We start from the raw sequence: 23591 nt of genomic DNA, 5'->3' as shown, positions 1-23591 counted from the left end.
CTGCGACGCATCAGAAGCGGAGCGTCGCGACGTCGCCGTGCCACGTCACCGCATCCCCGATGATGGCCCGGGCCGTGGAGAGTTCGGACTCGGGCACGGGCCTCGCCACGTAGTCGACGATCTTGTTGTCGGTCGCGATCACGCGAACGCTGACAGTGCCCGTGCCTCCGTGGTTCCAGCGCAGACCGACGACAGCCCCCAGGCCCGGCTTGCCGTAGGCGGCGAAGCGACCGGGTGCGCCGAACACGAAGTTGCCCATGCCGTACACGACGGGCATCCCGTCGAGAACGTCGACCTCCTGGAGGGTGTGGGATCCGCTGCCGATCACGGCGTCGTATCCCGCATCCGAGAACACGCCGGCCCAGTATCGCTGCTGCGCGTTGACGTCTTCGTAGTTGTTCCCCCAGTGCACGAACGCCACCACCTTGTCTGCACCGTTGTCGCGCGCCGACCGCATCGCCTGCTCGACGCGATCCAATCGGAGCGGCAGCATCCCCGGTGTCGTGTCGGTGCTGCGATGGAGTGCTCCGAAGTCCTCGCCGAACGACACCACGGCCACATCGAGCTGCGCGGAGCGCACCACGAGGGGCATGGATGCGTCGGCTCTGGTCGCCCCCGCGCCGAACGCGGCGAGTCCGTCGCTCTCCGCATAGCGAATCGTGTCGGCCAGCCCCTCGCCGCCGCGGTCCATCGCGTGATTGTTGCCGAGGTTCAGCGCATCGACGCCGATCTCACGCAGTGCGGCGAGATCGCTGGGATCGCTGGCATAGGTGTACTTCGCTCCGGGGTTCGCCGGGGTCTGGATCGTCGTGAACGGGACCTCCGCGTTGACGATGGTGTAGTCGAAGTCGTCGAGAATGGGCGCGACCCCGGCCAGCAGCGGCATCGGTCCCGACGCCGCGAGCTTCTCGGCCGAACCGTCACCGAACATCGTGTCTCCGGCGAATCCGAGATCGAGGACGCCGTCTGACAGCGCCGGTGCCGATGCCGCGACCACGGGCGGCGGTTCCGGCGTGGCGAAGGCGAGTTGGCTGCCGAGAAGGGCTGCAGACCCGACCGCCACGACGAGGCTCGCTCCGATCCAGCGTCGGTCGCGTCTCAGGTTTCTCCCCGCGCGTCGTCGGCGGGTCCTCTGCGGAGGTGTCATCGTGCGCTCGCCGTCCATCTCTTGCTCCTCGTGTTCCGGTTCCGCCAGACGTGGTCTCGGTACTCCTCCCCGGTGAGCGCCGTCACGGCGCCACCCGGGGACATCACCCAGACGGAGTCGGCCAGTGCGAGCGCGTCGGGATCCTGGGTGACCATCAGCACCGTGCCGCGATGACGGAGGATCGCCTCCCGCGCGCGGGACCGCGCATCGGCATCCATCCCGGCAAGCGGCTCGTCGAGGAGAAGGATCCGTGGAGTACCCACCATCGCCCTGGCCAGCGCGATGAGTTGGCGGTCGCCCGCCGTCAGATTCGCGCCGCCCTCCATGACCCAGCCCATGACGCCCGGATCGTCGTTCCGCGCCAGCGATTCATCGAGCCCCAGGGCCTTCACGATCCTCTGCACCTCACCGGGCCCCGCCTGGCGAGCCGCGTACGTCAGATTGCGCAGTACGGTGCCTCGCAGCAGCGGGAGGTCGGGACTCGCGACGCCCACCATCGCACCGATCGACGACGGAGACGTGTCAGACAGGAGCTGACCGTCGATGAGGATGCTCCCGCGGGTCGGCTCCGCCATCCTGGTGAGCACGTCGAGCACCGCGGACTTCCCGGTGCCCGATGCACCGGTGATCGCGACGAACTCGCCGCGGTCCGCGATCGCCGTGAATCCGCTCAGCGCACCGGGAACCTCGACGTCGACGAACTCGATGCGACCGCCCTTGACGACGAGCGGCGCCTGCGCCTCCTCCTCGACCCGGCGACTGGAGCTCCCGAGGAACTCCACGACCTTCTGCCGGGAGACGACACCGCGGTGCCAGTAGTCGTGCGCGAGACCGAGGGTGCGCACGGGGCGTGCGAGATAGCGGGCGAGAAGCGCTCCGACGACCACGACGCCGACGCTCGTCGCTCCGCGATGGACCTGGATGACGCCGACAGTGAGCACCGCGACCACACTCACCAGCGAGATCGCGGCGGCGATCCCGCGCAGTCTCCCCCGAAGCCCCGCGACTCGCGACAGTGAGACGGTCAGCGCGTCGTTCTGTCGCGACAGCCGACGGAATTCGCCCTGTACCCGCCCCGAGACCTGACTGACGCGAAGGGCGTTGATCTGCTCGTCGACGTTGCTCATCAACGCAGATCGTCGTCGACGCATCGAACGGGTGGCATCGCGCATCGCACGCCCGAGCCCGAGTGACAGTGCGGCACCGGATGCCAGCACGCAGACGACCGCGAGCGCGAGCCACACGTCCATCCACACGAGGACTCCGAGTGCCGCGCTCAGAACGATGCCGGCCGACAGCCCCTCGAGAAGGCCCCGGCTCAACCACATGCGCAGCATCGACAGATCGCCGGTGAGACGCAGCAGCAGTCCACCCCGGGCACGATGCCGCAGGTGCTCGGGACGCATCCGCTGCAGGTGCCCGTACATCTCCATCCGCAGCTTCCGGACCACTTCGTATCCCGCGCGCTCCGCCCACGTGAACTCCCAGGAACGGGCGGCTCCCATCACCACGGCCAGGACGGCGAGGAGCAGACAGAACCAGAGGGTCTGCCGGTACGTCGAGTCGGCGGCTTCGCCGACGCCGGACGGGACCAGCTGATCGATCACCAGACGTGCCAGCAGCATGAAATCGATGATCAGTGCTGCCTGGAGGATGCCGAGCAGGGCGACCACGACGAGATCGCGGCGCCGCACACGGAGGAGGCGTCGGAGGTCGCCGCGGGACGGGTCGCGCGGGTCGCCGTCGAGGTCGTCGACCTGCGGGGTCACGAGAGCACCATAGACGATGCCCGCACCTGTTCGATCAGCTCAGTCGAGTCACGGAATCCGCCGCGTCGACCTGCGAGTTCGACCGTGGACGTCGCGAGCCGGGTCTCGGCGAGGGGCTCCAGACCCGCCAGGTCGATCGGCCACGCGGGCTGGGGCGGCGGAACCGGCGCACGCAGCATGGTCGAGTCGATACCCAACACCGGTGCGATGAGCTCGGCGTTCTCCAGCTCCGGAAGACCCCAGATCGGCAGGTCCAGCTCTTCAGCGGCCTCCTGCATCGCCAACGGCGACTTCGTCATGGTCCCCGACAGTGCGACGACGTCGAATCCGTGATCGGTCAAGGATCGGAGTCCCTGAGCCGCGCCCATCGCATCGGATGCGGCGAGAACGACGCAGTCGATGAGATCGTGCACCACCGCCGACTCCAGCAGGCTTCGATTGTCGCGTTGGAACACCCCGTCGGCGATCTCCACGAAGTTCACTCCGCTTCCGCCGAGCGACAGGTTCGCGACCAGTTGCGACATGACCTCCTCGAGCACGGATGTGGGCTGGCGGAAAGACGATGCCAGGCCCGCGTCCGTGAAGTCGAGCATCATGTGCGCACCGGCATCGAGCATGACCCAGTAGTCGTTGCCCGATCCCGTTCCCGTCACCTTCGTGACACCCGGGCGCATACCGACCTTGGACAGCCCGTGTGCCATGTAATGGATCGTCGTCGTCTTGCCGGCGTTCATCGACGTACCGAGGACGCCGATCGTGCGCGGACGCTCGGCAGGCGGCGCCAGCGTCGGCAGCCGGAAGTCCGCCACGTTGAGCGGGCGGCCCGCCTCATCGCCGATCAGTCCGATCGGAACGATGTCCGTCGCGGGACGCACTGATCTGCTCCGGGAGATCGCCGCGGAGGCTATTCCCCCGCTGGCGACGAGGTTGACCGGGCCCAGATGCCGCGGAACATACGACTCGAACTGGTCTGTCGCATAGCGGTCGGCGTACGCGACGATGATCAGATCACCGACGTGCAGCAGGCTGCGACGACCGTGCGGCTGCTCGATGTGCCGGTGGTGGCCGAGTCTCTCGATCCGCGCGATGACGACGTCGCCGGAGCGCGGACGGACGGCTCCCCCGACCAGGGTCCGCATCGACTCGAGTGGCACACGTCGAGTCGAGAACGACTGCTTCGCGGCGATGCGCATCTCGTGCGGAAGCATCCGCACCCAGGTCTCGCGCTTCATTGTGTCCCCTCAGATTTTCGAGGAGATGGGTCGTTCACATTCGGGCGCGATGAACGCACCCGTCCCGCTGCCGTGTCGAGCCATCCCCCGAAAAGCGGGAGGATGCACACGATCGGCGTCGGAGTGGCATGCCCCAGCCGCCACTCCCCCATATCCCCAGATTGGCCAGTAACACTACCCGGACCACGACGGGTCGAGTCGACGAAAGCATCCGAAACCGCCAGGTGATACCGGAATTCTGCTTCAGGACCGAGAAACCCTACTCTCGAAGCATGGCCCGCTCCCCCGAATCCCCCGCGGCTCCCCGCGTCTCGCCCCCCGACCTTCCTCGCGAGTTCGAGTCCGCGACCGCAAGGCGCAGTGCCGACCTGCTCGCGGCACGGCTCGATCTCGAGGTCACGGCAGACCTCGCCCACGCCTCACTCGAGCAGTGCACGATCACGGCCGATGCCGACAGCGTCGACCTGACCGGAGCCACGCTCATCGACGTCGACATGGCGGGTGTCCGCATCGCGTCGCTCAAGATGAGGGATGCCGGAGTGCGCCGCGTCCGCGTCAGCGGCGGCCGCATCGGCACGCTCGATCTCAGCGGTGCGCGCATCGACGAGCTGGAGCTCCGCGATGTGCGGATCGACTACCTCAACCTCGGCGGGGTGCGGGCGACCGATATCGAGATCACCGGGTGCAGCATCCGGACGATCGACATGCCCCAGGCGGAACTCACCCGCGTCCGCTTCACCGACACCCGCACCGACGAGGTGGACTCACGCGGCATGCGCGCCGCGCATGTCGACCTCCGAGGGCTCGACGCGTCGGCATTCCTCGATGCGAACAGCCTCCGCGGCACGACGCTGAGCAGCTTCCAGGTGCAACAGCTCGCACCGGTGCTCGCCGCCGGAATCGGCATCCAGGTCAGGGACTGACGGACCCGCTCGCCTCCAGCAGCTCCTGCGTGAACGGATGCTGCGGCGATGCGAAGACGTCTGCGACCGCGCCCTGCTCGACGATGACGCCGTCCTGCATCACGAGGACCTCGTCCGCGACGGCGCCGACGACGTCGAGATCGTGCGAGACGAAGATCATGGTCAGCCGGTGCTCCCGCTGCAGTCGGAGCAGCAGGTGGAGCACTCGTTCGCGCACCGAGGGATCCAGAGCCGACACAGGTTCGTCCAGCACCAGCACCTCTGGCTCGGCCGCCAGCGCCCGTGCGATCGCGGCGCGCTGACGCTGCCCGCCCGACAGGGCGAGGGGCCGACGGGTCGCCAGCACCGGGTCGAGGTCGACCTCGGCGAGAAGCTCGACGACGCGCGCCGCTCGCCGCGCCCGGGGCACGCCGCCCGCGGCGAGCGCCTCCCTGAGCGATCGCCCGATGGTCCATCGAGGGTCGAAGGCGCCGAGGGGATTCTGGTGCACGAGCTGCACGCGGCGCTCCCCGATCCAGCGCAGCCCTCCGTCGTCGGGTCGCTCGACGCCGACGATCATGCGCGCAAGCGTCGTCTTGCCCGACCCCGACTCCCCGACGATGCCGAGAGTCCTCCCCTCGTTCACGGCGAAGGACGCCTCGCGCACCGCTGCGAATGCGCCGAACGTCTTGGTCGCGCCCGTGGCGACGAGCAGAGGCGACACAGCCTCTGCCGACGACACCCGTGGCTCGTGAACGGTCGCCGCGATCAGCTGCCGGGTGTACTCGTGCCGGGGCGCCTCCAGTACCTCCGCCACCGGCCCTGACTCGACCACCACGCCGTCGCGCATCACGAGCACGCGGTCGGCGATCCGACGGACGGCCGCGAAGTCATGGCTGATGAACACGATCGCGGTGCCCGCATCCGCGATGTCGCGGAGCAGCGAGAGAATCCGAGCCTGCACGGTGGCGTCGAGCGCCGTGGTCGGCTCGTCCGCGATGAGGACGGCCGGCTCGGCCGCGATCGCCGAGGCGATGAGGGCCCGCTGACGGAGGCCACCCGAGAGCTCGTGCGGATACTGCCGCGCCCGGCGCACCGCATCCGGCATCCAGACCCGGCGCAGCATCCCCTGCACCCGTTCGCGCAGCGCCGCGCGGCCGGACACGACGCCGTGGATGCGCAACGGCTCGGCGATCTCCGAGCCCACCCGCTGCAGGGGGTCGAGCGACACCAGAGCATCCTGTGAGACGAGGGCGATGCCTACGCCGCGCAGCGAACGCCAGCGCCGCTCACCGAATCCGGCGACATCCGTGCCGTCGACGACGAGCCGGTCGAACCGCACGCGAGCGTTCGCGGGAGTCAGCCCCAGCAGCGCGCGGGCCGTGAGCGACTTGCCCGCTCCCGATTCGCCCACGATCGCGACGCACTCTCCGCGTGCCACGGACATCGAGACTCCGTCGACGACGGGCGCTCCGCCGAAGTCGATGCGCAGACCCTGCAGCTCCAGTGCCGCCGTCATGACGTCCGCCCCTCTGCCCTGGCACGCAGGACACGTCCGACGATCGTGGCGGAGATCACGGTCAGGGTGATCGCGATGCCGGGGAAGACCGCGATCCACCAGGCCTGGCCCAGCACGTTGCGGCCGCCCGCCAGCATGAGTCCCCACTCGGGAGTCGGCTCCGACGGACCGAGACCGAGGAAGCTGAGTCCGGCCGCGGCGAGGATGCTCGATCCGATGCCGATCGTCGCGAGCACGCTCAGTGAGCCGAGCACCCCCGGCACCACGTGCCTGACGAACGCGGGCACGGGCGGCACCCCGAGGATGCGTGCCGCCTCGACATGCTCGGCGCTGCGGAGCGTGCGGGTCTGCACCCGGGCGAGACGGATGTAGACGGGCACGGCGGCGAGCGTCACCGCGATCGCGATGTTGACCGGCCCCGGCCCGAGCACCGCGACGACCACGAGCGCGACGAGGAACTCGGGGAACGCCATGAGCACGTCGTTCACGCGCATCAGCGCCGCATCGACCCCGCGTGGCGCGAGTCCCGCGAGGGCACCCACGAGCAGTCCCACCGCGACCGCGATGGCGGTCGCGAGCAGACCGATGCCGATCGAGCGGCCCGCTCCATGGACCACCCGCGAGTACACGTCGCGGCCGCTCTGGTCGGTCCCGAAGAGGTGCTCGGCGCTCGGCGGCAGCAGACCCGAGCGCACATCCGTCTGGAGCGGGTCGTGGGTGGCGAGGACTCCGGGGAAGGCTGCGGCGAAGGCCAGCACCACGAGCACGGCCACCGCGCACCAGAGCAGCACGGCCTGCGCGCGGTTCATCGGGGGCCTCCGCGTTCGGCGCGCAGACGCGGATCGATGAGCGGATGCAGCAACTCGATCACGAGGTTCACGGTCACGAAGACGATGGCGCTGAGCAGGATGATGCCGGTGATCACAGGGAGGTCGCGGTTGGTGATGGCGGCGAGGGTGACGCGTCCGAGACCTGCACGGGCGAACACGGTCTCGACGAGCACGGCTCCTCCGAGCACCGATCCGGTCAGGTAGGCCGCAAGGGTCACCGCGCTCGCGGCGCCGTGTCGCAGCCCGTGACGCAGGGTGAACCACGTCGGACCCGCGCCTCGGGCCCGGACGGTCTCGGCGAACGGCATCCGCTCGGCCTGCACGAGCCCGTCACGCAGCACCTGGCTGAGCAGCGCCGCGACGGGCAGAGCGAGGGTGATGGCCGGCAGCACGATCGTCGCCGGATTCCGGGCACCCGAGACGGGGAACCAGCCGAGCCCGAAGGCGAAGACGCTGAGCAGGATGAGGCCGATCCAGAACACGGGCGACGACAGGATGACGAGCTCGACGCCCGAGGCGACGGCTCGTCCAACCTGACCGCGCACGAGCACGGCGACGGCCAGAGCGAGCAGCACCGCGATCACCAGGGCCAGCGCCGACAGCTGCAGCGTCGCCCCGAGCTGACGTCCGATGACCTCGGTCACCGGCATCCGCAGCTGGTACGACTCCCCCAGGTCTCCCCGGGCGAGCTGACCGATGAACGTCAGATACTGCTCGAGCGGGGGGCGGTCGAGCCCGAGATCGGCACGGATGCCGTCCTTCACGGCTTCACTGACCTGCGCCTGCGGGCCGAGCATCACCGAGACCGGATCACCGGGGACGATGCGGAACGCCAGGAAGACGAGCGTCGCCGCACCCCAGAGCACGATCACGACCGATGCAAGAAGACCGGCGATGCGGAGGAACGCTGCCTTCACCGTGGGCGCCCTCTCGACGGTTCCTGAGCGCCCTCCGGCTCGCGGCGCTCGCTCACGAACGATACCGCAGCCAAATGCCGAAGGGCGCTCGACGGCTCAGGGGTCAGCCGACGCTCACGTCGTAGAAGAGCGGACGTCCATAGAGGTCGTAGTCGAGACCGCTGACGCGCTCGCCGACGGCCGTGATGGCCGACGGGCTGTAGAGCGGAACGATCGCGGTGTACTCGGCGTTCCATTCCTGCAGCTGCGTGTAGATGCCGTTGCGCTCGTCCTGGTCGCTGGAGGCGACGGCCTGGTCGAGCAGCGTGTCGATCTCGGGATCCGTGACCTGCGACGCGTTCTGGAATCCGTCGGTGTGCAGGTGCGCGCGGAGGAAGTCAGGGTCGACGCCGGAGAATCCCCAGTCGGTCAGGTCGAAGGTCTTCGGACCGTACTGCTCGTTGTACGCTCCGGGCTCCAGCACCTCGCGGACGACCTCGAAGCCGATCCCCTTGAGGTCGGACTGGATCGCGTTCGCCAGAGCCGCACGGTCGTCCGGCACAGGGGTCCAAGCGATCCACCGGGCCGACAGACGCTTCCCGTCCTTCATCCGGATGCCGTCGCTGTCGCGCTCGGTCCAGCCGGCCTCGTCGAGCAGCGCGTTCGCCGCATCCTGATCGAAAGTCCACGTGCCCTCGAGCGAGGCGTCGTAGCCGGGGGTCGTCGATCCGAGCACGCTCCACGCCCGCGGGAACTGTCCGAAGAAGATCTCCTCGACGGCCGCGTCGACGTCGATGCCTCGGGCGAAGGCCTGACGCACCTTCTCGTCGGCGAACACCCCGTACTTCTCGTTGAGGTACAGCGAGTACGGCAGACCCGGGTACTCGATCGAGTCGACCGTGATGCCGTCGCCGAGATCGCCGGCGAGGTTCGGCGGGATGTTGCTGGCCAGATCCGCCTCGCCGCTCTGCACGACGCCCGTACGCACGGAGGCCTCCGGCTGGATCTCGACACGCAGAGTCTCGACCTTCGGCGCCTTCTCGCCGTGCGGACCCCAGGCGTAGTCGTCGTTGCGCGTGTAGACGAGTTCCTGATCGGGCGTGTACTCGGTCAGTTCGTACGGGCCGGTGCCGACCGTGATGCCGGGCCCTCCGGCCTTCAGCTGGTCGGCGGATTCCTCGAGGACCGCCGGTGAGTAGAAGCCGAGCTGAGGCGTGCTGGCCGCCTGTAGGAACGGCGCGTACGGCTGGGTGAAGCTGACCTTCACCGTGTACTCGTCGACGACCTCGGTGCCCTCGTAGAAGTCGGCGCCCAGCATCGACGCCGCCTGCGCCGACTCCGTCTCGGGGTCGACGATGCGGTCGAAGTTCGCCTTGACCGCTTCCGCGTCGAACGGCTCGCCGTCGGTGAACGTGACGTCGTCACGCAGCATGAACGTGTACTCGGTGCTGTCGTCCGAGACCTTCCAGTCCTTCGCGAGCCAGGGCACGAACGATCCGTCGTCCTCCTGGAACACGAGGGAGTCGAGCACCGCGCGCTGCACCATGCCCGAGACGTCGAGCTGGCTCACCTGCGGATCCATGTGCCCCGCCGAGAGGTTCGCGCCCTCGATCGACCAGACGAGCTCGCCGCCCTCGGACTCGGAATCGGATGCGGGTGTCGCGCAGGAGCTGAGCAGCAGTGCGCTCACGACGACGGTGGCGCCGAGCGGGATCGCGCGGCGCAGGAAGGAGATGGGCATGCTGTTCCTCGGGAGGGAATGCGGGAGACGACGCGGATGCATCAGTTCTTGGACTCGATCCAAGTCTAGATCCACCACGGCGACTCGGGCGCGCGGCTCCGGGGGTGGCGAGACTCCGCACCCGTGCGGGGCGATTAGACTGTGGGGCACAACCCACACTCAGGCACGCTCACACAGTGCCGCACACATCGCTCGAGGAGACCTCCATGTCCGTGATTCCCGACAAGCCCGTACTCGAAGGCCTCGAAGCGAAGTGGGGTGAGTCGTGGTCCGAGCAGGGCACGTACCTCTTCGACCGTCTCCGCGCCGCACAGTCCGGCCGTGACGGCGTCTACTCGATCGACACTCCGCCGCCGACGGCATCCGGAAGCCTGCACATCGGACACGTGTTCTCGTACACGCACACCGACGTCAAGGCGCGCTTCGAGCGCATGCGCGGCAAGAACGTGTTCTACCCGATGGGCTGGGACGACAACGGTCTGCCCACCGAGCGCCGCGTGCAGAACTACTACGGTGTGCGCTGCGACCCGACGCTCCCGTATCAGACCGACTTCACGCCGCCTTTCGAGGGTGGCGACAACAAGTCCAGCCGCGCGGCCGACCAGGTGCCGATCAGCCGCCGCAACTTCATCGAGCTGTGCGAGCGCCTGACCATCGAGGACGAGAAGCAGTTCGAGGCCCTCTTCCGCCAGCTCGGACTCAGCGTCGACTGGACGCAGACGTACCGCACGATCTCCGACGACACGATCCGTCAGAGCCAGCTCGCGTTCCTGCGCAACCTCGAGCGCGGCGAGGCCTACCAGTCGCTCGCGCCGACGCTGTGGGACATCGACTTCCGCTCGGCCATCGCGCAGGCGGAGCTCGAGGACCGCGATCAGCAGGCCGCGTACCACACCATCGACTTCCCCTTCGCGGACGGTTCGGGCTCGATCACGATCGAGACGACCCGCCCGGAGCTGCTCCCCGCCTGCGTCGCGATCGTGACGCACCCCGAGGGGCCGCACAAGCACCTGATCGGCACCAAGGTGCGCACCCCGTTCTTCGGCGCCGAGATCGAGATCCACGGACACCACCTCGCACAGCCCGACAAGGGCACAGGTGCCGCCATGGTCTGCACCTTCGGCGACGTGACGGACATCATCTGGTGGCGCGAGCTGCGCACCGTCGACGGCGGCGACCTGCCCAACATGACGACGATCGGCCTGGACGGACGCTTCCTGCCCACCGCACCGTCGATCGTCGCCGGTGCCGACGCTATCGCCTGGTACGAGGCCGAGCTCGCCGGCAAGACCGTGTTCTCTGCTCGCAAGGCGATCGTCGAGAAGCTGCAGGAGACCGGCGACATGACAGCGGTCGGCAAGCCGTTCACCCACGCGGTGAAGTTCTTCGAGAAGGGCGACCGCCCGCTCGAGATCGTGTCGACGAGGCAGTGGTACATCCGCAACGGCGCCCGCGACGCGAAGCTCCGCGATGAGCTGCTCGAGCACGGCACCGAGCTCGCCTGGCACCCGGACTTCATGCGCGTGCGCTACGAGAACTGGGTCGGCGGCCTGACCGGCGACTGGCTCGTCTCGCGTCAGCGCTTCTTCGGCGTGCCGATCCCCCTCTGGTACGGGCTCGACGAGAACGGCGACCGCGACTATGACCGCGTGCTCGCCCCCGACCACGCGTCGCTGCCGATCGACCCGACGACCGACGTGCCCGCGGGCTACACCGAAGACCAGCGCGGCGCGGCAGGCGGCTTCGAGGCCGAAGCGGACATCCTCGACACCTGGGCGACCTCCTCCCTCACCCCGCAGCTCGCCGGCGGATGGCAGCGCGACGAGGAGCTGTGGAACCTCACGGCTCCGTTCGACCTGCGTCCGCAGGGTCAGGACATCATCCGCACCTGGCTCTTCTCGACGATGCTGCGCTCGACTCTCGAGGACGGTCGTTCGCCGTGGCGCAACGCCGCGATCTCGGGGTTCATCGTGGACCCCGACCGCAAGAAGATGTCGAAGTCCAAAGGCAACGTCGTCACGCCGGCGGACATCCTCGAGACCCACGGATCGGATGCGGTGCGCTACTGGGCCGCCTCGAGCCGCCTGGGCATGGATGCCGCCTTCGACCCGCAGAACCCGACGCAGGTCAAGATCGGCCGCCGCCTGGCGATCAAGGTGCTGAACGCCGCGAAGTTCGTGCTGTCGTTCCCCGTGCCCGAGGGTGCGCAGGTGACGCATGCGCTCGACGCCTCGATGCTGACCGGGCTCGACGCCGTGATCGCGGAGGCCACCAGAGCCTTCGAGAACTACGACCAGGCCAAGGCACTCGAGGTCACCGAGGCGTTCTTCTGGACCTTCTGCGACGACTACCTCGAGCTCGTCAAGGAGCGTGCCTACAACCAGAACGACGTGGGCCAGGCATCCGCCGCGCTCGCACTGCGTCTGGCACTGTCGACCCTGCTGCGCCTGCTGGCCCCGATCATCTCGTTCGCGACCGAAGAGGTGTGGTCGTGGTTCGAAGAGGGCTCGGTGCACACCGCGGCGTGGCCCGAGGCACTCGGCATCGAGGGCGACACCGCAGTGCTGTCGGCCGCGAGCGAGGCGCTGATCGGCATCCGCCGTGCCAAGACGGAGGCGAAGGCCTCCCAGAAGACGCCGGTGTCGCGGGCTGCGATCGCGGCACCCGCCGCCAAGCTCGAGGCACTCCGTGCCGCAGCCGACGACCTCAGGGCCGTGGGACGCATCGCCGAGCTCGAGTTCACCGAGGCCGACGAGTTCGCGGTCACCGCGATCGAGCTCGCGCCGGTCGAGGGCGCCTGATGCAGCTGGGCACGCGGTGGGCCACGGGCTCCGAGCCGCCGGCATCCGTTCCCGCCGCGCTCCGGCCGGCCATCGCCGAGGTCGAATCGCGCGGTCTCACGGGGCATTGGACGCTCACCTGGCTCGAGGGCCGCGCGATCGCCGAGCTCGATGCGGGCTGGGAAGTCGTGCAGACGGGCTCCGGCGACGTGATCGCCCGCCCGTTCGAGGACTGATCCGACTCAGACGACGAAGCCCCCTGTCCGCGCCTGCGGCAGGGGGCTTCGCTGCGATCGGAGCGCCTCAGCGCCTCAGCGCCGCGAGAGCCCGACCTGCGCGAGCATGTGATCGACCGCCCGCGGATCCTGGCGCCTGGTCTGCTGTTCACGCAGGAGGTCGAGCGCGAGCAGCCGCTTCTCTGCCCGACGTGCGATGCGACGTTCGACGAAGGCGGTGAGCAGATCGGCGAAGCCGAGGAGCTTCCGCTCCGCCTGAGTCGGGGCGACGAGATGGATGGTCGCGCTGGTCATGACTCCTCCTCGTTCGAGTCGGTGGCGTCGGAGAGCACAGGCCCCGTCGACGGAAGATCGAAGAGCTCGGTGCGCATCGATACGCGACGCACGTCCGGCCCGGTCTGGCCTCGATACCGCGCGACAGCACTGTCGATGACGGCCATGAGCTCGTCTTTGAGATCCTCCATCTGCGAAGGAGTCATCTCGAGGAGGGTCGTGGCGATCAGGCCCGCATCCTTCCACCCCTCCGGCACCTCGATGTCGGGGCGGTTCACGTACGACATCAGGGTCTCGTGCCGCAGCCGGAAGAACTCCGACGACACGATCTGCGCGGCTGCGCGGTTGGCCGGCGACATGCTCTGGCTCGGACCGGGGATGTCGATGCGCCCCTGGGGGAGCTCCCACCATCGCTCCCGCGCCGTGCCTCGTCCTTCGACCTCGTGGATCAGGTCGTGGGCCGACAGGGTGCGCAGGTGGTAGCTCGTGGAGCCGGAGGTCTCCCCCAGCATCGAGGCGAGTGAACTCGCAGTCTGCGGCCCGTGAGCGCTCAGCAGATCGAAGATCCGCACGCGCAGCGGGTGCGCCAGCGCCTTGAGCGCCCCTGAGTCGAGTCGTCGTAGCTGCTCTTCGTCTGCCATGCATGCAAAGATACGCTTGCAAAGAGGTCTTTGCAAGCTTTCTTTTGCAAAGACCTCTTTGCCAGCCTCGGGGTCAGCTCACGGTGGCTCTCGCGGTGACGAACGCCGCCACACAGCGTTCGATCTGCTCGGGTGTGTGCGCCGCCGACAGCTGCACCCGGATCCGCGCCAGCCCGCGGGGAACGACCGGGAAGCTGAACGCAGTGACGTAGATGCCCTGCACCTGCATCTCGGTCGCGATGCGTGCCGTGAGACCCGCGTCGCCGAACATGACCGGAACGATCGGATGCTCCCCCGGCAGCAGGTCGAAGCCCTCCGCCGTCATCCGCTCTCGGAACAGGGCGGCGTTGTCGCGCAGACGCGCACGGAGATCGGCCGACCCCTCGACCAGGTCGAGAGCCGTCAGGGTGCCCGCCACGATCGCCGGTGCGAGCGTGTTCGAGAACAGATACGGACGCGAGCGCTGACGCAGCAGGGCGACGATGTCGGCGTGCGAAGCGACGTAGCCGCCGGATGCTCCACCCAGCGCCTTCCCGAACGTGCCCGTGTAGATGTCGACACGATCGGCGACGCCGCAGAGCTCGGGAGTGCCCCGGCCGTTCTCACCCACGAACCCGACGGCGTGCGAGTCGTCGACGAAGACGAGGGCGTCGTACCGCTCCGCCAGGTCGCAGATCTCGGCGAGGGGTGCGATGTAGCCGTCCATCGAGAAGACCCCGTCCGTGACGACCACCCGGAAACGGGCATCGGATGCCGCCTGCAGCTGCTCTTCGAGGTCCGCCATGTCGCGGTTCCGGTACCGCAGCCGACGGGCCTTGGAGAGACGGATCCCGTCGATGATCGACGCGTGGTTGAGCTCGTCCGAGATGATCGCGTCCTCGGCGCCGAAGAGCGTCTCGAAGACGCCCCCGTTGGCGTCGAAGCACGACGAGTACAGGATCGCGTCATCCGTTCCGAGGAACCCCGCGAGCCGGCGCTCCAGCTCCAGGTGCTGCTCCTGGGTGCCGCAGATGAAGCGGACGCTCGCGAGTCCGTAGCCCCATTCCTGCAGCGCCGCGGTCGCGGACTCGAGGATTCGCGGGTCGTCCGCGAGCCCCAGGTAGTTGTTGGCGCAGAAGTTGAGCACCTCTGCGCCGTCTGCCGTGATCTCAGCGCTCTGCGGTCCGCGGATGCCGCGCTCGCGCTTCGTGAGCCCCGCGGCCTCGATGCCGTCGAGCTCGCCCGCCACATGCTTCCGGAATGTCCCGTACATCACAGCTCCGTCCAGTCGAGGATGATCTTTCCCGTGCCTGCGGACTCCGCCGCGGCGAAGCCCTGCTCCCAATCCCTGGCGGGGATCACGTCGGCGATCACCCGTCCGATCGAGTCGCGCAGCGTCGCGCTGGTCTGCAGCATCGCACCCATGGCGTTCCACGTCTCGAACATCTCACGTCCGTAGATGCCCTTGATCGTCAGCATGTGCGTGACGAGCTTGCCCCAGTCGATGTCGAACCCCGTGCTGGGCAGCCCGAGCATCGCGATCCGACCACCATGGTTCATGTTGTCGATCATGGCCGGCAGCGCCGACGGCGCCCCGCTCATCTCGAAACCGATGTCGAAGCCCTCGCGGAGTCCGAGGCAGTGCTGGGCGTCACGGATGTCGCGGACCGAGACATCGACGACCTCGTCCGCGCCCATCAGTCGGGCCATCTCGAGACGCGGCGCGCTCACGTCGGTGGCCGCGATGAAGCGGGCTCCGGCATGCCGGGCGACGGCGATCGCCATCAGACCGATCGGCCCGCATCCCGTCACGAGTACGTCCTCGCCGACGAGGGGGAAGGTGAGTGCCGTGTGCACGGCGTTGCCGAGCGGATCGAAGATCGCGCCGAGCTCGGGGGTGACATCGGCGTGATGCACCCAGACGTTGGTCGCAGGCAGGGCGAGGAACTCGGCGAACGCACCGTCGCGCTGGAGCCCGAGGCCGATCGTACGGATGCACATCTGCCGCCGCCCGGCTCGACAGTTGCGACACGTGCCGCACACGATGTGGCCTTCACCCGACACGCGGTCACCCACAGCGATGTCGTGCACGAGCGGACCCACCTCGACGACCTCGCCGTAGAACTCGTGTCCGGGGATGAGGGGCGCATCGATCGCGGATGCAGCCCAGTCATCCCAGCGACGGATGTGCAGGTCGGTGCCGCAGATCCCTGTGCGCAGCACGCGGATCACGACCTCATCGGCCGCCGCTGTGGGCTCAGGACGATCGACCAGCTCGAGCCCGGCTGCGCGTTCGGCTTTGAACAATGCCTTCATACGATGATCACACCGCATCCGACGATGTAGAACAATCGCAGATTGCTGCACCGATCATGTAGTCGGAGCTAACCTTTCCGAATGGAACTCCATCAGCTGCAGATCCTCAGAGAGCTCGGCGCCCTCGGCAGCGTCGCCGCCGTCGCCGAGAACCTCGGCGTCACCCCATCCGCGGTGTCGCAGCACCTGGCGGCTCTGCAGCGGAACTTCCGCACGCCGCTCACTCGCAAGGACGGCCGTCGCCTGATGTTGACCTCCGCGGGAGGGGTGCTGGCCACGGCCGGCGCCGAGGCGATCGATGCCATGGCGGCAGCGCGGAGCGCGCTCGACGACTTCGAAGGCGACAGCACGGGCATCGTCACGATCAGCGGGTTCCACAGCGTGGGGCAGGCGCTCTTCGGCTCTCTGATCCGTGAGCTCGACGCCGCAGACGCGGCTCCTCACGTGCGGCTCACCGACGAGGACGTGGCGCAGAGCGAATTCCCCGCACTCACCGCCCGATACGACCTGGTGCTCGCACATCGCATGGAGCACTCCCCACCGTGGCCGACGGACGGCGTGCGCAGTCTGGCGCTCGTGCGCGAGCCGCTCGACGTCGCCGTCGCGGCAGCCCACCCCCTCGCCTCGCGCGGACAGGTGACGTCCTTCGACGTCGTCGACAGCCCGTGGGTCACGAGTCGCGCGGGCTACTCCCCCGACGACGTGCTGCGCGCCGTCTCGGCCGTCGCCGGACGCCCCGTCGAGATCCGCCACCGTGTCAACGACTACGGGGCCGTCGCGGCGGTCGTCGCCGCAGGAGGGGTTCTGGGGATGCTGCCGCGCTACACCACCCGCACCGTCGACGACCGCGACATCGTCCGACTGCCGCTGCGTGGCGTCAGCACCCACCGGATGATCGATGTGCTCGCCCGGCCCGAGAACCTGAGGCGGCAGTCCGTGCGCCTCGTCGTCGAGGCCCTGCAGCGGGTCATGGCTAGGCTCAGAGGATGACCGACGCCTCGAACCCGCTGCTCCAGCCGTCCACGCTCCCCTACGGTCTTCCCGACTTCGCCGCCATCAGGTCCGAGCACTATCTGCCCGCCTTCGAGGCCGCGTTCGACGAGCACCTCCGGGAGGTCTCGCGGATCACGATGGTGCGCTCCATGCCGACCTTCGAGAACACGATCGAGGCGCTCGAGCGCGCGGGCGAACTTCTCGACCGTGTGGCGCATGCCTTCTACACCGTGACCTCGGCTGATGCGACCGCCGAGATCCAGAAGATCGACGAGCAGCTCGCCCCTCTGATGGCCGCGCACCAGGATGCGATCACGCTCGACGGCGCCCTCTACTGGCGCGTGCAGCAGGTGCACGCACAGCTCGCGGATCTCGACCTCGATGAGGAGCAGCGTTACCTCGTCGAACGACACCACCGCGAGATGACTCATGCAGGAGCCGCCCTCGACGACGACGCGAAAGCCCGCCTCACGCAGCTCAACCAGCAGCTCTCGACGCTGAACAACACCTTCGAGCGCAATCTGCTGAACGACACCAACGACCTCGCTGTCGTCTTCGACTCCGCCGACGAACTCGCGGGTCTCAGCTCGGGTGAGCTCTCTGCCGCCTCCCGCTCCGCCGAGGAACGCGGTCTCGACGGCAGGTTCGTGATCTCGCTCCCCCTGTTCACCGGGCACCCCTACCTAGCGCAGCTCCGTGACCGCGACGCGCGCCGGCGGATCATGGCCGCCTCTCGAGCCAGGGGATCACGAGACAACGCGAACGACAACCGCCCGGTGCTGCGCGAGATCGTACGACTGCGCGCAGAGCGTGCGGAACTGCTCGGCTACCCATCGCACGCCGCCTACGTCACGGCCGACGAGACGGCGGGGACCCCCGAGGCGGTCGAGCGGATGCTGCGTGACCTCGCCGCCCCGTCCGCACGCAATGCCCGCGCGGAACGCGAAGCCCTGCAGGCCATCGTCGACGAGACCGAGAGCGCTCCCTTCCCTGTCGAGGCGCACGACTGGGCGTTCTACACCGAGAAGGTGCGCACCGCGCGCTACGACATCGACACGAGCGCTCTCCGCCCCTGGTTCGAGGCCGAGCGAGTGCTGCAGGACGGCGTCTTCTTCGCCGCCACACAGCTCTACGGCGTCACCTTCAGCGAACGGCACGACCTGGTGGCCTATCACCCGGGCGCGCGCGTGTTCGAGGTGCACAACGCCGACGGCACCGAGCTCGGGCTGTACGTGCTCGACCTCTACACGCGCGATTCGAAGCGCGGGGGCGCATGGATGAACCCGATCGTGAGCCAGTCGCGCCTTCGCGGCAGCCTGCCGGTCGTGGTGAACAACCTCAACGTGCCGCTGCCCGGCGACGGCGAACCGACCCTGCTGACTCTCGACGAGGTCACCACGCTCTTCCACGAGTTCGGGCACGCCCTGCACGGCCTCTTCGCCGTGGTGACCTATCCGCACTTCGCCGGCACCAACGTCTTCCGCGACTTCGTCGAATTCCCCAGCCAGGTGAACGAGATGTGGATCCTGTGGCCCGAGGTCCTCGACAACTACGCCCGGCATCATGAGACCGGTGAGGCACTCGACCCCGCGATCGTCGAGCGCCTGCGCGCGACAGAGACCTTCAACCAGGGGCACGACACCAGCGAGTACCTCGCGGCCGCGTGGCTCGATCAGGCATGGCACCGAGTGGGTTCCGATGCCGAGGTCGCCGACGTCGCCGCGTTCGAGGCTGCGGCGCTCGCCGACATCGGCCTCGATGACCCGGTGGTGCCGACACGCTACTCGTCGACCTACTTCGCGCACGTGTTCTCGGGCGGGTACAGCGCCGGGTACTACTCGTACATCTGGAGTGAGGTGCTCGACGCCGACACCGTGGACTGGTTCCGCGAGAACGGCGGACTCACACGCGAGAACGGCGATCGGTTCCGCGCACGCCTCCTCGGCGTGGGCGGCTCGAAGGACCCGCTCGACGCCTACCGCGACTTCCGCGGACGCGACGCCGAGATCGCACCGCTGCTGACGCGGCGAGGACTGGATACCTGAGCCGGATCCTCCGGGCTCCCGCTCGTCTCAGCGGTCGAGCAGTTCCATCGCCTTGTACCAGGTGAGCTGGTGGTAGCTCTGCGCGAGGTGATCGCCGAGGCCGTCGAGCGACACGACGTGCACGGCGATCGCCTCGCTGTCGTCGAGCTCCTGCTCGGTGACGCGGACGCAGTCGCGGGCGAGGAAGTGATGCACGCGATTGGTGTGGTTGCCGAAGTTCGCCCAGGTGGATCCGAGTCCGACGATCTCGCCCGCTTCGTACCCCGTCTCCTCGCGAAGCTCCCGAGCCGCCGCGCCGATCGGAGATTCGCCGGATTCCACGCCGCCTCCGATCGTGCCCACAGCGACGATCCCCGCTCCGTGACGGTACTCCTCGACGACGATCGCGTGGCCGTCGGCATCCAGCGCGAGCACTGAGATCCAGTCTCCGTACTCGAGCACGTAATAGGGCGCGATCCGACGATCGTCCGCATCGCGGCAGTCGTCGGCACGCACGCGGATCCATCGGTCGGCGACGACGGTCTCGCTGTCGACGACCCGCCAGGGCGCCGGAGTCGGGCTCACGCGCTCTTGCGCTTGCGCTCCATCACGATCGTGGGAGGGGCGCCCTCGTCGACGGCGGCTCGGGTCACGATGACCTTCGCGACGTCTTCGGCGGAGGGGATCTCGAACATGATCGGGCCGAGCACGTCTTCGAGGATGGCGCGGAGTCCGCGGGCGCCGGTCTTGCGCTCGACCGCGAGGTCGGCGATGGACCGAAGCGCGTCCTCCTCGAACTCGAGCTGCACGCCGTCGAGCTCGAACATGCGCTGGTACTGCTTGACGAGGGCGTTGCGGGGGCCGGTCAGGATGTCGATGAGCGCATCCTGGTCGAGCGGCGAGACCGAGGTGACCACGGGCAGTCGACCGATGAACTCGGGGATCAGACCGAACTTGTGCAGGTCCTCGGGGAGCACCTCGCTGAACAGATCGAGGTCCTTGCCCTTGTCATGCAGCGGTGCACCGAAGCCGATGCCGTGCTTGCCGACGCGCGCCGACACGATGTCCTCGAGGCCGGCGAATGCGCCGGCGACGATGAACAGCACGTTCGACGTGTCGATCTGCAGGAACTCCTGGTGCGGGTGCTTGCGTCCGCCCTGAGGCGGCACCGATGCGACCGTGCCCTCGATGATCTTGAGCAGCGCCTGCTGCACGCCCTCGCCCGAGACGTCGCGCGTGATCGACGGGTTCTCCGCCTTGCGGGCGATCTTGTCGACCTCATCGATGTAGATGATGCCCTGCTCGGCACGCTTGACGTCGTAGTCCGCCGCCTGGATCAGCTTGAGCAGGATGTTCTCGACGTCCTCACCGACGTAGCCCGCCTCGGTCAGCGCCGTGGCGTCGGCGACGGCGAACGGCACGTTGAGGCGCTTCGCGAGCGTCTGGGCCAGATAGGTCTTGCCGCAGCCGGTCGGACCGATGAGCAGGATATTGCTCTTGGCGATCTCGATGCTTTCGGCCTTCTGCTCGGCCGTCTGCAGCGTGCCGTGCGCCCGGATGCGCTTGTAGTGGTTGTACACCGCGACGGCCAGAGCCTTCTTCGCGGGTTCCTGACCGACGACGTACTCCTCGAGGAAGGAGAAGATCTCGCGGGGCTTGGGCAGTTCGAAGTCTGCGCCACCCTCGGCGGACGACTCTGCCATCCGCTCCTCGATGATCTCGTTGCACAGCTCGACGCACTCGTCGCAGATGTACACACCGGGGCCAGCGATGAGCTGCTGCACCTGCTTCTGGCTCTTTCCGCAGAACGAGCACTTGAACAGGTCAGCGCTTTCACCGATACGGGCCATGCGCGTCCTCCTAGGGGGATCCAGAGATCGTCTACTGAGCCTAACCGCTGCACCCGACACCGGGACGCATTGGCGCGTCGGAGGACATCTCGAGTCCGTATCGACCGGTACACAGAAGGCCCGCCCCGAGCGTTGCGCGGGACGGGCCTCCGGGGTGTTCGGATCAGACCATGCTCTTCGTGTGCCAGACCGTCTTGACCTCGGTGAAGGCACCGATGCGCTCGGGCGACGCGATGACCTCGCCGGGTGCGAGGACGCGCTTGAGCGTCTCGGCGGCGGCGATCTGCAGGTCGATCCACTCGAGATCGCCCGCACCCGCCAGGTCCAGGGCGTTGACGTCCTGGTGGGACGCGAGCCACGGTGCCATCTCGGCCGGCGACCCGGTGAGGACGTTCACCACTCCCCCCGGCACGTCGCTCGTCGCGAGCACCTCGGCGAGGCTGATGGCCGAGAGCGGATGCCGCTCGCTCGCGATCACGACGACCGCGTTACCCGCCACGAGGGCGGGCGCGACGACCGACACCAGACCGAGGAGCGCGGAGTCCTGCGGTGCCACGATCGCGACGACTCCCGTCGGCTCGGGGACCGAGATGTTGAAGTACGGACCCGATACCGGGTTGGCGTTGCCGGCGACCTGCGCGTACTTGTCGCACCAACCCGCGTACCAGACCCAGAGATCGATCGCCTCGTCGACCTGCGCTGCCGCGGCGGAGGCCGAGACACCCTCCTGCGCGGAGATCTCGTCGATGAACTGCGCGCGACGCCCCTCGAGCACCTCGGCGACCCGGTAGAGCACCTGTCCGCGGTTGTAGGCGGTCGCGCCCGACCAGCCCTTCACGGCCGAGCGAGCGGCCACGACGGCATCGCGGGCATCCTTGCGGGATCCCTGAGCGGCGTTCGCGAGGAACGCGCCCTTCGCCGAGAGCACCTCGTAGGTGCGCCCAGACTCGCTGCGGGGGAACGCGCCTCCGATGGCGAGCTTGTACGTCTTCGGAACGGTCAATCGCTTGCTCATGCGGATGCCCCCTTCAGGTATGCGGTGAGACCCTGACGCCCGCCCTCGCGGCCGTATCCGGACTCCTTGTATCCGCCGAACGGGCTCGACGGGTCGAATCGGTTGAACGTGTTCGCCCAGATGACGCCCGCGCGAAGACGGTCTGCGACGGCGAGGATGCGCGATCCCTTGTCGGACCAGATCCCGGCGGAGAGACCGTACGGGGTGTTGTTCGCCTTCGCGATCGCCTCGGCCGGCGTACGGAACGTCAGGACCGACAGGACGGGCCCGAAGACCTCGTCGCGGGCGATGCGATGCGATGCCTCGACACCGGTGAAGATCGTCGGAGCGAACCAGAATCCCTTGTCGGGAATCGCGCAGTCCGCGGTCCAGCGCTCGGCACCCTCGGCCTCGCCGATGTCGCTGAGCTCCCGGATGCGAGCCAGTTGCGCCGCCGAGTTGATCGCACCGATGTCGGTGTTCTTGTCGAGCGGGTCGCCGAGACGGAGCGTCGACAGGCGGCTCTTCAGCCGGTCGATGACCTCGTCGTGGATCGACTCCTGCACGAGTAGACGGCTGCCGGCGCAGCACACATGCCCCTGGTTGAAGAAGATCCCGTTCACGATGCCCTCGACGGCCTGCTCCATCGGAGCGTCGTCGAAGACGATGTTCGCGGCCTTTCCGCCGAGCTCGAGCGTTAGCTTCTTGCCGGTGCCGGCGACTGCGCGGGCGATGTCACGGCCGACTCCGGTCGAACCGGTGAAGGCCACCTTGTCGACGTCGGGGTGGCGCACGAGAGCGGCTCCCGTGGCGCCGGCGCCCGTGACGATGTTGACGACACCTGCGGGGAGATCGGCCTGCTGCAGGATCTCCGCGAAGATCAGCGCCGTGAGGGGCGTGGTCTCGGCGGGCTTGAGCACGACGGTGTTGCCGGCGGCAAGAGCAGGGGCGACCTTCCACGCGAGCATGAGCAGCGGGAAGTTCCAGGGGATGACCTGGCCCGCGACGCCGAGCGAACGCGGGTTCGCGCCGAGGCCGGCGTGATCGAGCTTGTCTGCCCAGCCCGCGTAGTAGAAGAACCAGGAGGCGACGAGGGGAACGTCGACGTCGCGGCTCTCCTTGATCGGCTTGCCGTTGTCGAGGCTCTCGGCGACCGCGAGCTCACGAGCACGCTCCTGCACGAGGCGCGCGATACGGAACAGGTACTTGCCCCGATCGCGACCGCTCATCTTCGACCACGTCTTGTCGTACGCGCGACGGGCGGCGGCGACGGCGCGATCGACGTCCTCATCGGACGCCGACGCGATCTCGGCGATACGGGTCTCGTCGGCGGGAGAGATGGTGGTGAAGCTCGAGCCCGAACCGTCGACGAACTCGCCGTCGATGAACAGCCCGTAGCTGTCCTTGAGGTTCAGGACGGCCTTCGACTCCGGTGCCGGAGCGTATTCCAGGAATGACATATTCGGGGC

20 protein-coding genes are annotated in these 23591 nt (G+C 68.3%); 5 read left to right on the top strand and 15 right to left on the bottom strand.

The features are described 5' to 3' along the window. Positions 1 to 10 precede the first annotated feature (10 nt). Genes ACTJKH_RS13060 through ACTJKH_RS13050 form a run of 3 tightly spaced genes read right to left on the bottom strand, consistent with a single transcriptional unit; the run spans position 11 to position 4148 of the window. The gene (locus ACTJKH_RS13060; protein WP_440737271.1) at positions 11 to 1165 is read right to left on the bottom strand and encodes a CapA family protein; all 1155 of its coding nucleotides are present in this window, start codon (positions 1163 to 1165) and stop codon (positions 11 to 13) included. Beyond that, positions 1144 to 2916 carry an ABC transporter transmembrane domain-containing protein gene (locus ACTJKH_RS13055; RefSeq protein ID WP_440737270.1) on the bottom strand — a complete coding sequence of 591 codons (1773 nt, stop codon included), beginning with the start codon at positions 2914 to 2916 and terminating at the stop codon, positions 1144 to 1146. Before ACTJKH_RS13055 ends, ACTJKH_RS13060 begins: the two co-directional genes overlap by 22 nt. After that, the gene (locus tag ACTJKH_RS13050) at positions 2913 to 4148 is read right to left on the bottom strand and encodes a DUF1611 domain-containing protein (RefSeq protein WP_440737269.1); all 1236 of its coding nucleotides are present in this window, start codon (positions 4146 to 4148) and stop codon (positions 2913 to 2915) included. The genes ACTJKH_RS13055 and ACTJKH_RS13050 overlap by 4 nt, the downstream gene beginning before the upstream one ends. Positions 4149 to 4420: 272 nt before the next feature. Between ACTJKH_RS13050 and ACTJKH_RS13045 the strand changes: the two genes are divergently transcribed. Then, positions 4421 to 5071, top strand: coding sequence for a pentapeptide repeat-containing protein (locus tag ACTJKH_RS13045; protein ID WP_440737268.1), 651 nt, complete (start codon positions 4421 to 4423; stop codon positions 5069 to 5071). Here the strand turns inward: ACTJKH_RS13045 and ACTJKH_RS13040 are convergent. The 4 genes from ACTJKH_RS13040 to ACTJKH_RS13025 form a co-directional block, all read right to left on the bottom strand. Next, on the bottom strand, positions 5061 to 6569 hold the full coding sequence (locus ACTJKH_RS13040; protein WP_440737267.1) for an ATP-binding cassette domain-containing protein: 1509 nt from the start codon (positions 6567 to 6569) through the stop codon (positions 5061 to 5063). The genes ACTJKH_RS13045 and ACTJKH_RS13040 overlap by 11 nt on opposite strands. Next, on the bottom strand, positions 6566 to 7378 hold the full coding sequence (locus ACTJKH_RS13035; protein WP_210098251.1) for an ABC transporter permease: 813 nt from the start codon (positions 7376 to 7378) through the stop codon (positions 6566 to 6568). Before ACTJKH_RS13035 ends, ACTJKH_RS13040 begins: the two co-directional genes overlap by 4 nt. Next, positions 7375 to 8316, bottom strand: coding sequence for an ABC transporter permease (locus tag ACTJKH_RS13030; protein ID WP_440737266.1), 942 nt, complete (start codon positions 8314 to 8316; stop codon positions 7375 to 7377). The genes ACTJKH_RS13035 and ACTJKH_RS13030 overlap by 4 nt, the downstream gene beginning before the upstream one ends. 103 nt (positions 8317 to 8419) lie before the next feature. Beyond that, positions 8420 to 10036 carry an ABC transporter substrate-binding protein gene (locus ACTJKH_RS13025; RefSeq protein ID WP_440737265.1) on the bottom strand — a complete coding sequence of 539 codons (1617 nt, stop codon included), beginning with the start codon at positions 10034 to 10036 and terminating at the stop codon, positions 8420 to 8422. A 206-nt stretch (positions 10037 to 10242) separates the two neighbouring features. Here ACTJKH_RS13025 and valS point away from each other — a divergent pair, with 206 nt between their 5' ends. Both valS and ACTJKH_RS13015 read left to right on the top strand, forming a co-directional pair. Beyond that, positions 10243 to 12837: a valine--tRNA ligase gene (valS, locus tag ACTJKH_RS13020; RefSeq protein ID WP_440737264.1), complete on the top strand. Its 2595-nt coding sequence runs from the start codon at positions 10243 to 10245 to the stop codon at positions 12835 to 12837. After that, positions 12837 to 13052: a hypothetical protein gene (locus tag ACTJKH_RS13015; protein WP_210098255.1), complete on the top strand. Its 216-nt coding sequence runs from the start codon at positions 12837 to 12839 to the stop codon at positions 13050 to 13052. Before valS ends, ACTJKH_RS13015 begins: the two co-directional genes overlap by 1 nt. A gap of 75 nt (positions 13053 to 13127) precedes the next feature. Here ACTJKH_RS13015 and ACTJKH_RS13010 read toward each other — a convergent pair whose 3' ends face one another. The 4 genes from ACTJKH_RS13010 to tdh form a co-directional block, all read right to left on the bottom strand. After that, positions 13128 to 13346, bottom strand: a complete 219-nt coding sequence (locus ACTJKH_RS13010; RefSeq protein ID WP_440737263.1) for a hypothetical protein — start codon at positions 13344 to 13346, stop codon at positions 13128 to 13130. Then, the gene (locus ACTJKH_RS13005) at positions 13343 to 13966 is read right to left on the bottom strand and encodes an ArsR/SmtB family transcription factor (protein WP_210098257.1); all 624 of its coding nucleotides are present in this window, start codon (positions 13964 to 13966) and stop codon (positions 13343 to 13345) included. The genes ACTJKH_RS13010 and ACTJKH_RS13005 overlap by 4 nt, the downstream gene beginning before the upstream one ends. Positions 13967 to 14039: 73 nt before the next feature. Then, complete coding sequence (locus ACTJKH_RS13000) at positions 14040 to 15218, bottom strand: glycine C-acetyltransferase (RefSeq protein ID WP_440737262.1); 1179 nt, start codon at positions 15216 to 15218, stop codon at positions 14040 to 14042. Then, positions 15218 to 16261 (bottom strand): L-threonine 3-dehydrogenase, encoded by a 1044-nt coding sequence (gene tdh / locus ACTJKH_RS12995; protein WP_259162818.1) that lies wholly within the window; start codon positions 16259 to 16261, stop codon positions 15218 to 15220. The genes ACTJKH_RS13000 and tdh overlap by 1 nt, the downstream gene beginning before the upstream one ends. Before the next feature lie 81 nt (positions 16262 to 16342). Here tdh and ACTJKH_RS12990 point away from each other — a divergent pair, with 81 nt between their 5' ends. Both ACTJKH_RS12990 and ACTJKH_RS12985 read left to right on the top strand, forming a co-directional pair. Beyond that, entirely contained in the window at positions 16343 to 17251 is a 909-nt protein-coding gene (locus ACTJKH_RS12990) for a LysR family transcriptional regulator (protein ID WP_440737261.1), read from the top strand. After that, positions 17248 to 19299, top strand: a complete 2052-nt coding sequence (locus ACTJKH_RS12985) for a M3 family metallopeptidase (RefSeq protein ID WP_440737260.1) — start codon at positions 17248 to 17250, stop codon at positions 19297 to 19299. The genes ACTJKH_RS12990 and ACTJKH_RS12985 overlap by 4 nt, the downstream gene beginning before the upstream one ends. Positions 19300 to 19326: 27 nt before the next feature. On the opposite strand, the gene ACTJKH_RS12980 is transcribed toward ACTJKH_RS12985, so the two are convergent. The 4 genes from ACTJKH_RS12980 to ACTJKH_RS12965 all read right to left on the bottom strand — a co-directional run bounded on the left by ACTJKH_RS12980 (position 19327) and on the right by ACTJKH_RS12965 (position 23582). Continuing rightward, positions 19327 to 19863, bottom strand: coding sequence for an NUDIX hydrolase (locus tag ACTJKH_RS12980; RefSeq protein ID WP_440737259.1), 537 nt, complete (start codon positions 19861 to 19863; stop codon positions 19327 to 19329). After that, a complete protein-coding gene (gene clpX / locus ACTJKH_RS12975) occupies positions 19860 to 21128 on the bottom strand; it encodes an ATP-dependent Clp protease ATP-binding subunit ClpX (RefSeq protein WP_210098263.1) in 1269 nt (422 codons plus the stop codon). The genes ACTJKH_RS12980 and clpX overlap by 4 nt, the downstream gene beginning before the upstream one ends. A 163-nt stretch (positions 21129 to 21291) precedes the next feature. After that, positions 21292 to 22143, bottom strand: coding sequence for an aldehyde dehydrogenase family protein (locus ACTJKH_RS12970; RefSeq protein WP_440737258.1), 852 nt, complete (start codon positions 22141 to 22143; stop codon positions 21292 to 21294). Further along, positions 22140 to 23582, bottom strand: a complete 1443-nt coding sequence (locus ACTJKH_RS12965; RefSeq protein ID WP_210098265.1) for an aldehyde dehydrogenase family protein — start codon at positions 23580 to 23582, stop codon at positions 22140 to 22142. Before ACTJKH_RS12965 ends, ACTJKH_RS12970 begins: the two co-directional genes overlap by 4 nt. Between the last annotated feature and the right edge of the window lie 9 nt (positions 23583 to 23591).

The organism is Microbacterium sp. 22215, from assembly GCF_052045655.1.
Classification (GTDB): domain Bacteria; phylum Actinomycetota; class Actinomycetes; order Actinomycetales; family Microbacteriaceae; genus Microbacterium; species Microbacterium phyllosphaerae.
This window is presented reverse-complemented; position numbering and strand designations above follow the sequence as displayed.

Coding starts and splice junctions, on each gene's coding strand:
- ACTJKH_RS13060 (WP_440737271.1), bottom strand. CDS start 1,165: ATGGACGGCGAGCGCACGATGACACCTCCGCAGAGGACCCGCCGACGA.
- ACTJKH_RS13050 (WP_440737269.1), bottom strand. CDS start 4,148: ATGAAGCGCGAGACCTGGGTGCGGATGCTTCCGCACGAGATGCGCATC.
- ACTJKH_RS13045 (WP_440737268.1), top strand. CDS start 4,421: ATGGCCCGCTCCCCCGAATCCCCCGCGGCTCCCCGCGTCTCGCCCCCC.
- ACTJKH_RS13040 (WP_440737267.1), bottom strand. CDS start 6,569: ATGACGGCGGCACTGGAGCTGCAGGGTCTGCGCATCGACTTCGGCGGA.
- ACTJKH_RS13035 (WP_210098251.1), bottom strand. CDS start 7,378: ATGAACCGCGCGCAGGCCGTGCTGCTCTGGTGCGCGGTGGCCGTGCTC.
- ACTJKH_RS13025 (WP_440737265.1), bottom strand. CDS start 10,036: ATGCCCATCTCCTTCCTGCGCCGCGCGATCCCGCTCGGCGCCACCGTC.
- valS (WP_440737264.1), top strand. CDS start 10,243: ATGTCCGTGATTCCCGACAAGCCCGTACTCGAAGGCCTCGAAGCGAAG.
- ACTJKH_RS13015 (WP_210098255.1), top strand. CDS start 12,837: ATGCAGCTGGGCACGCGGTGGGCCACGGGCTCCGAGCCGCCGGCATCC.
- ACTJKH_RS13010 (WP_440737263.1), bottom strand. CDS start 13,346: ATGACCAGCGCGACCATCCATCTCGTCGCCCCGACTCAGGCGGAGCGG.
- ACTJKH_RS13005 (WP_210098257.1), bottom strand. CDS start 13,966: ATGGCAGACGAAGAGCAGCTACGACGACTCGACTCAGGGGCGCTCAAG.
- ACTJKH_RS13000 (WP_440737262.1), bottom strand. CDS start 15,218: ATGTACGGGACATTCCGGAAGCATGTGGCGGGCGAGCTCGACGGCATC.
- tdh (WP_259162818.1), bottom strand. CDS start 16,261: ATGAAGGCATTGTTCAAAGCCGAACGCGCAGCCGGGCTCGAGCTGGTC.
- ACTJKH_RS12990 (WP_440737261.1), top strand. CDS start 16,343: ATGGAACTCCATCAGCTGCAGATCCTCAGAGAGCTCGGCGCCCTCGGC.
- ACTJKH_RS12985 (WP_440737260.1), top strand. CDS start 17,248: ATGACCGACGCCTCGAACCCGCTGCTCCAGCCGTCCACGCTCCCCTAC.
- clpX (WP_210098263.1), bottom strand. CDS start 21,128: ATGGCCCGTATCGGTGAAAGCGCTGACCTGTTCAAGTGCTCGTTCTGC.
- ACTJKH_RS12970 (WP_440737258.1), bottom strand. CDS start 22,143: ATGAGCAAGCGATTGACCGTTCCGAAGACGTACAAGCTCGCCATCGGA.
- ACTJKH_RS12965 (WP_210098265.1), bottom strand. CDS start 23,582: ATGTCATTCCTGGAATACGCTCCGGCACCGGAGTCGAAGGCCGTCCTG.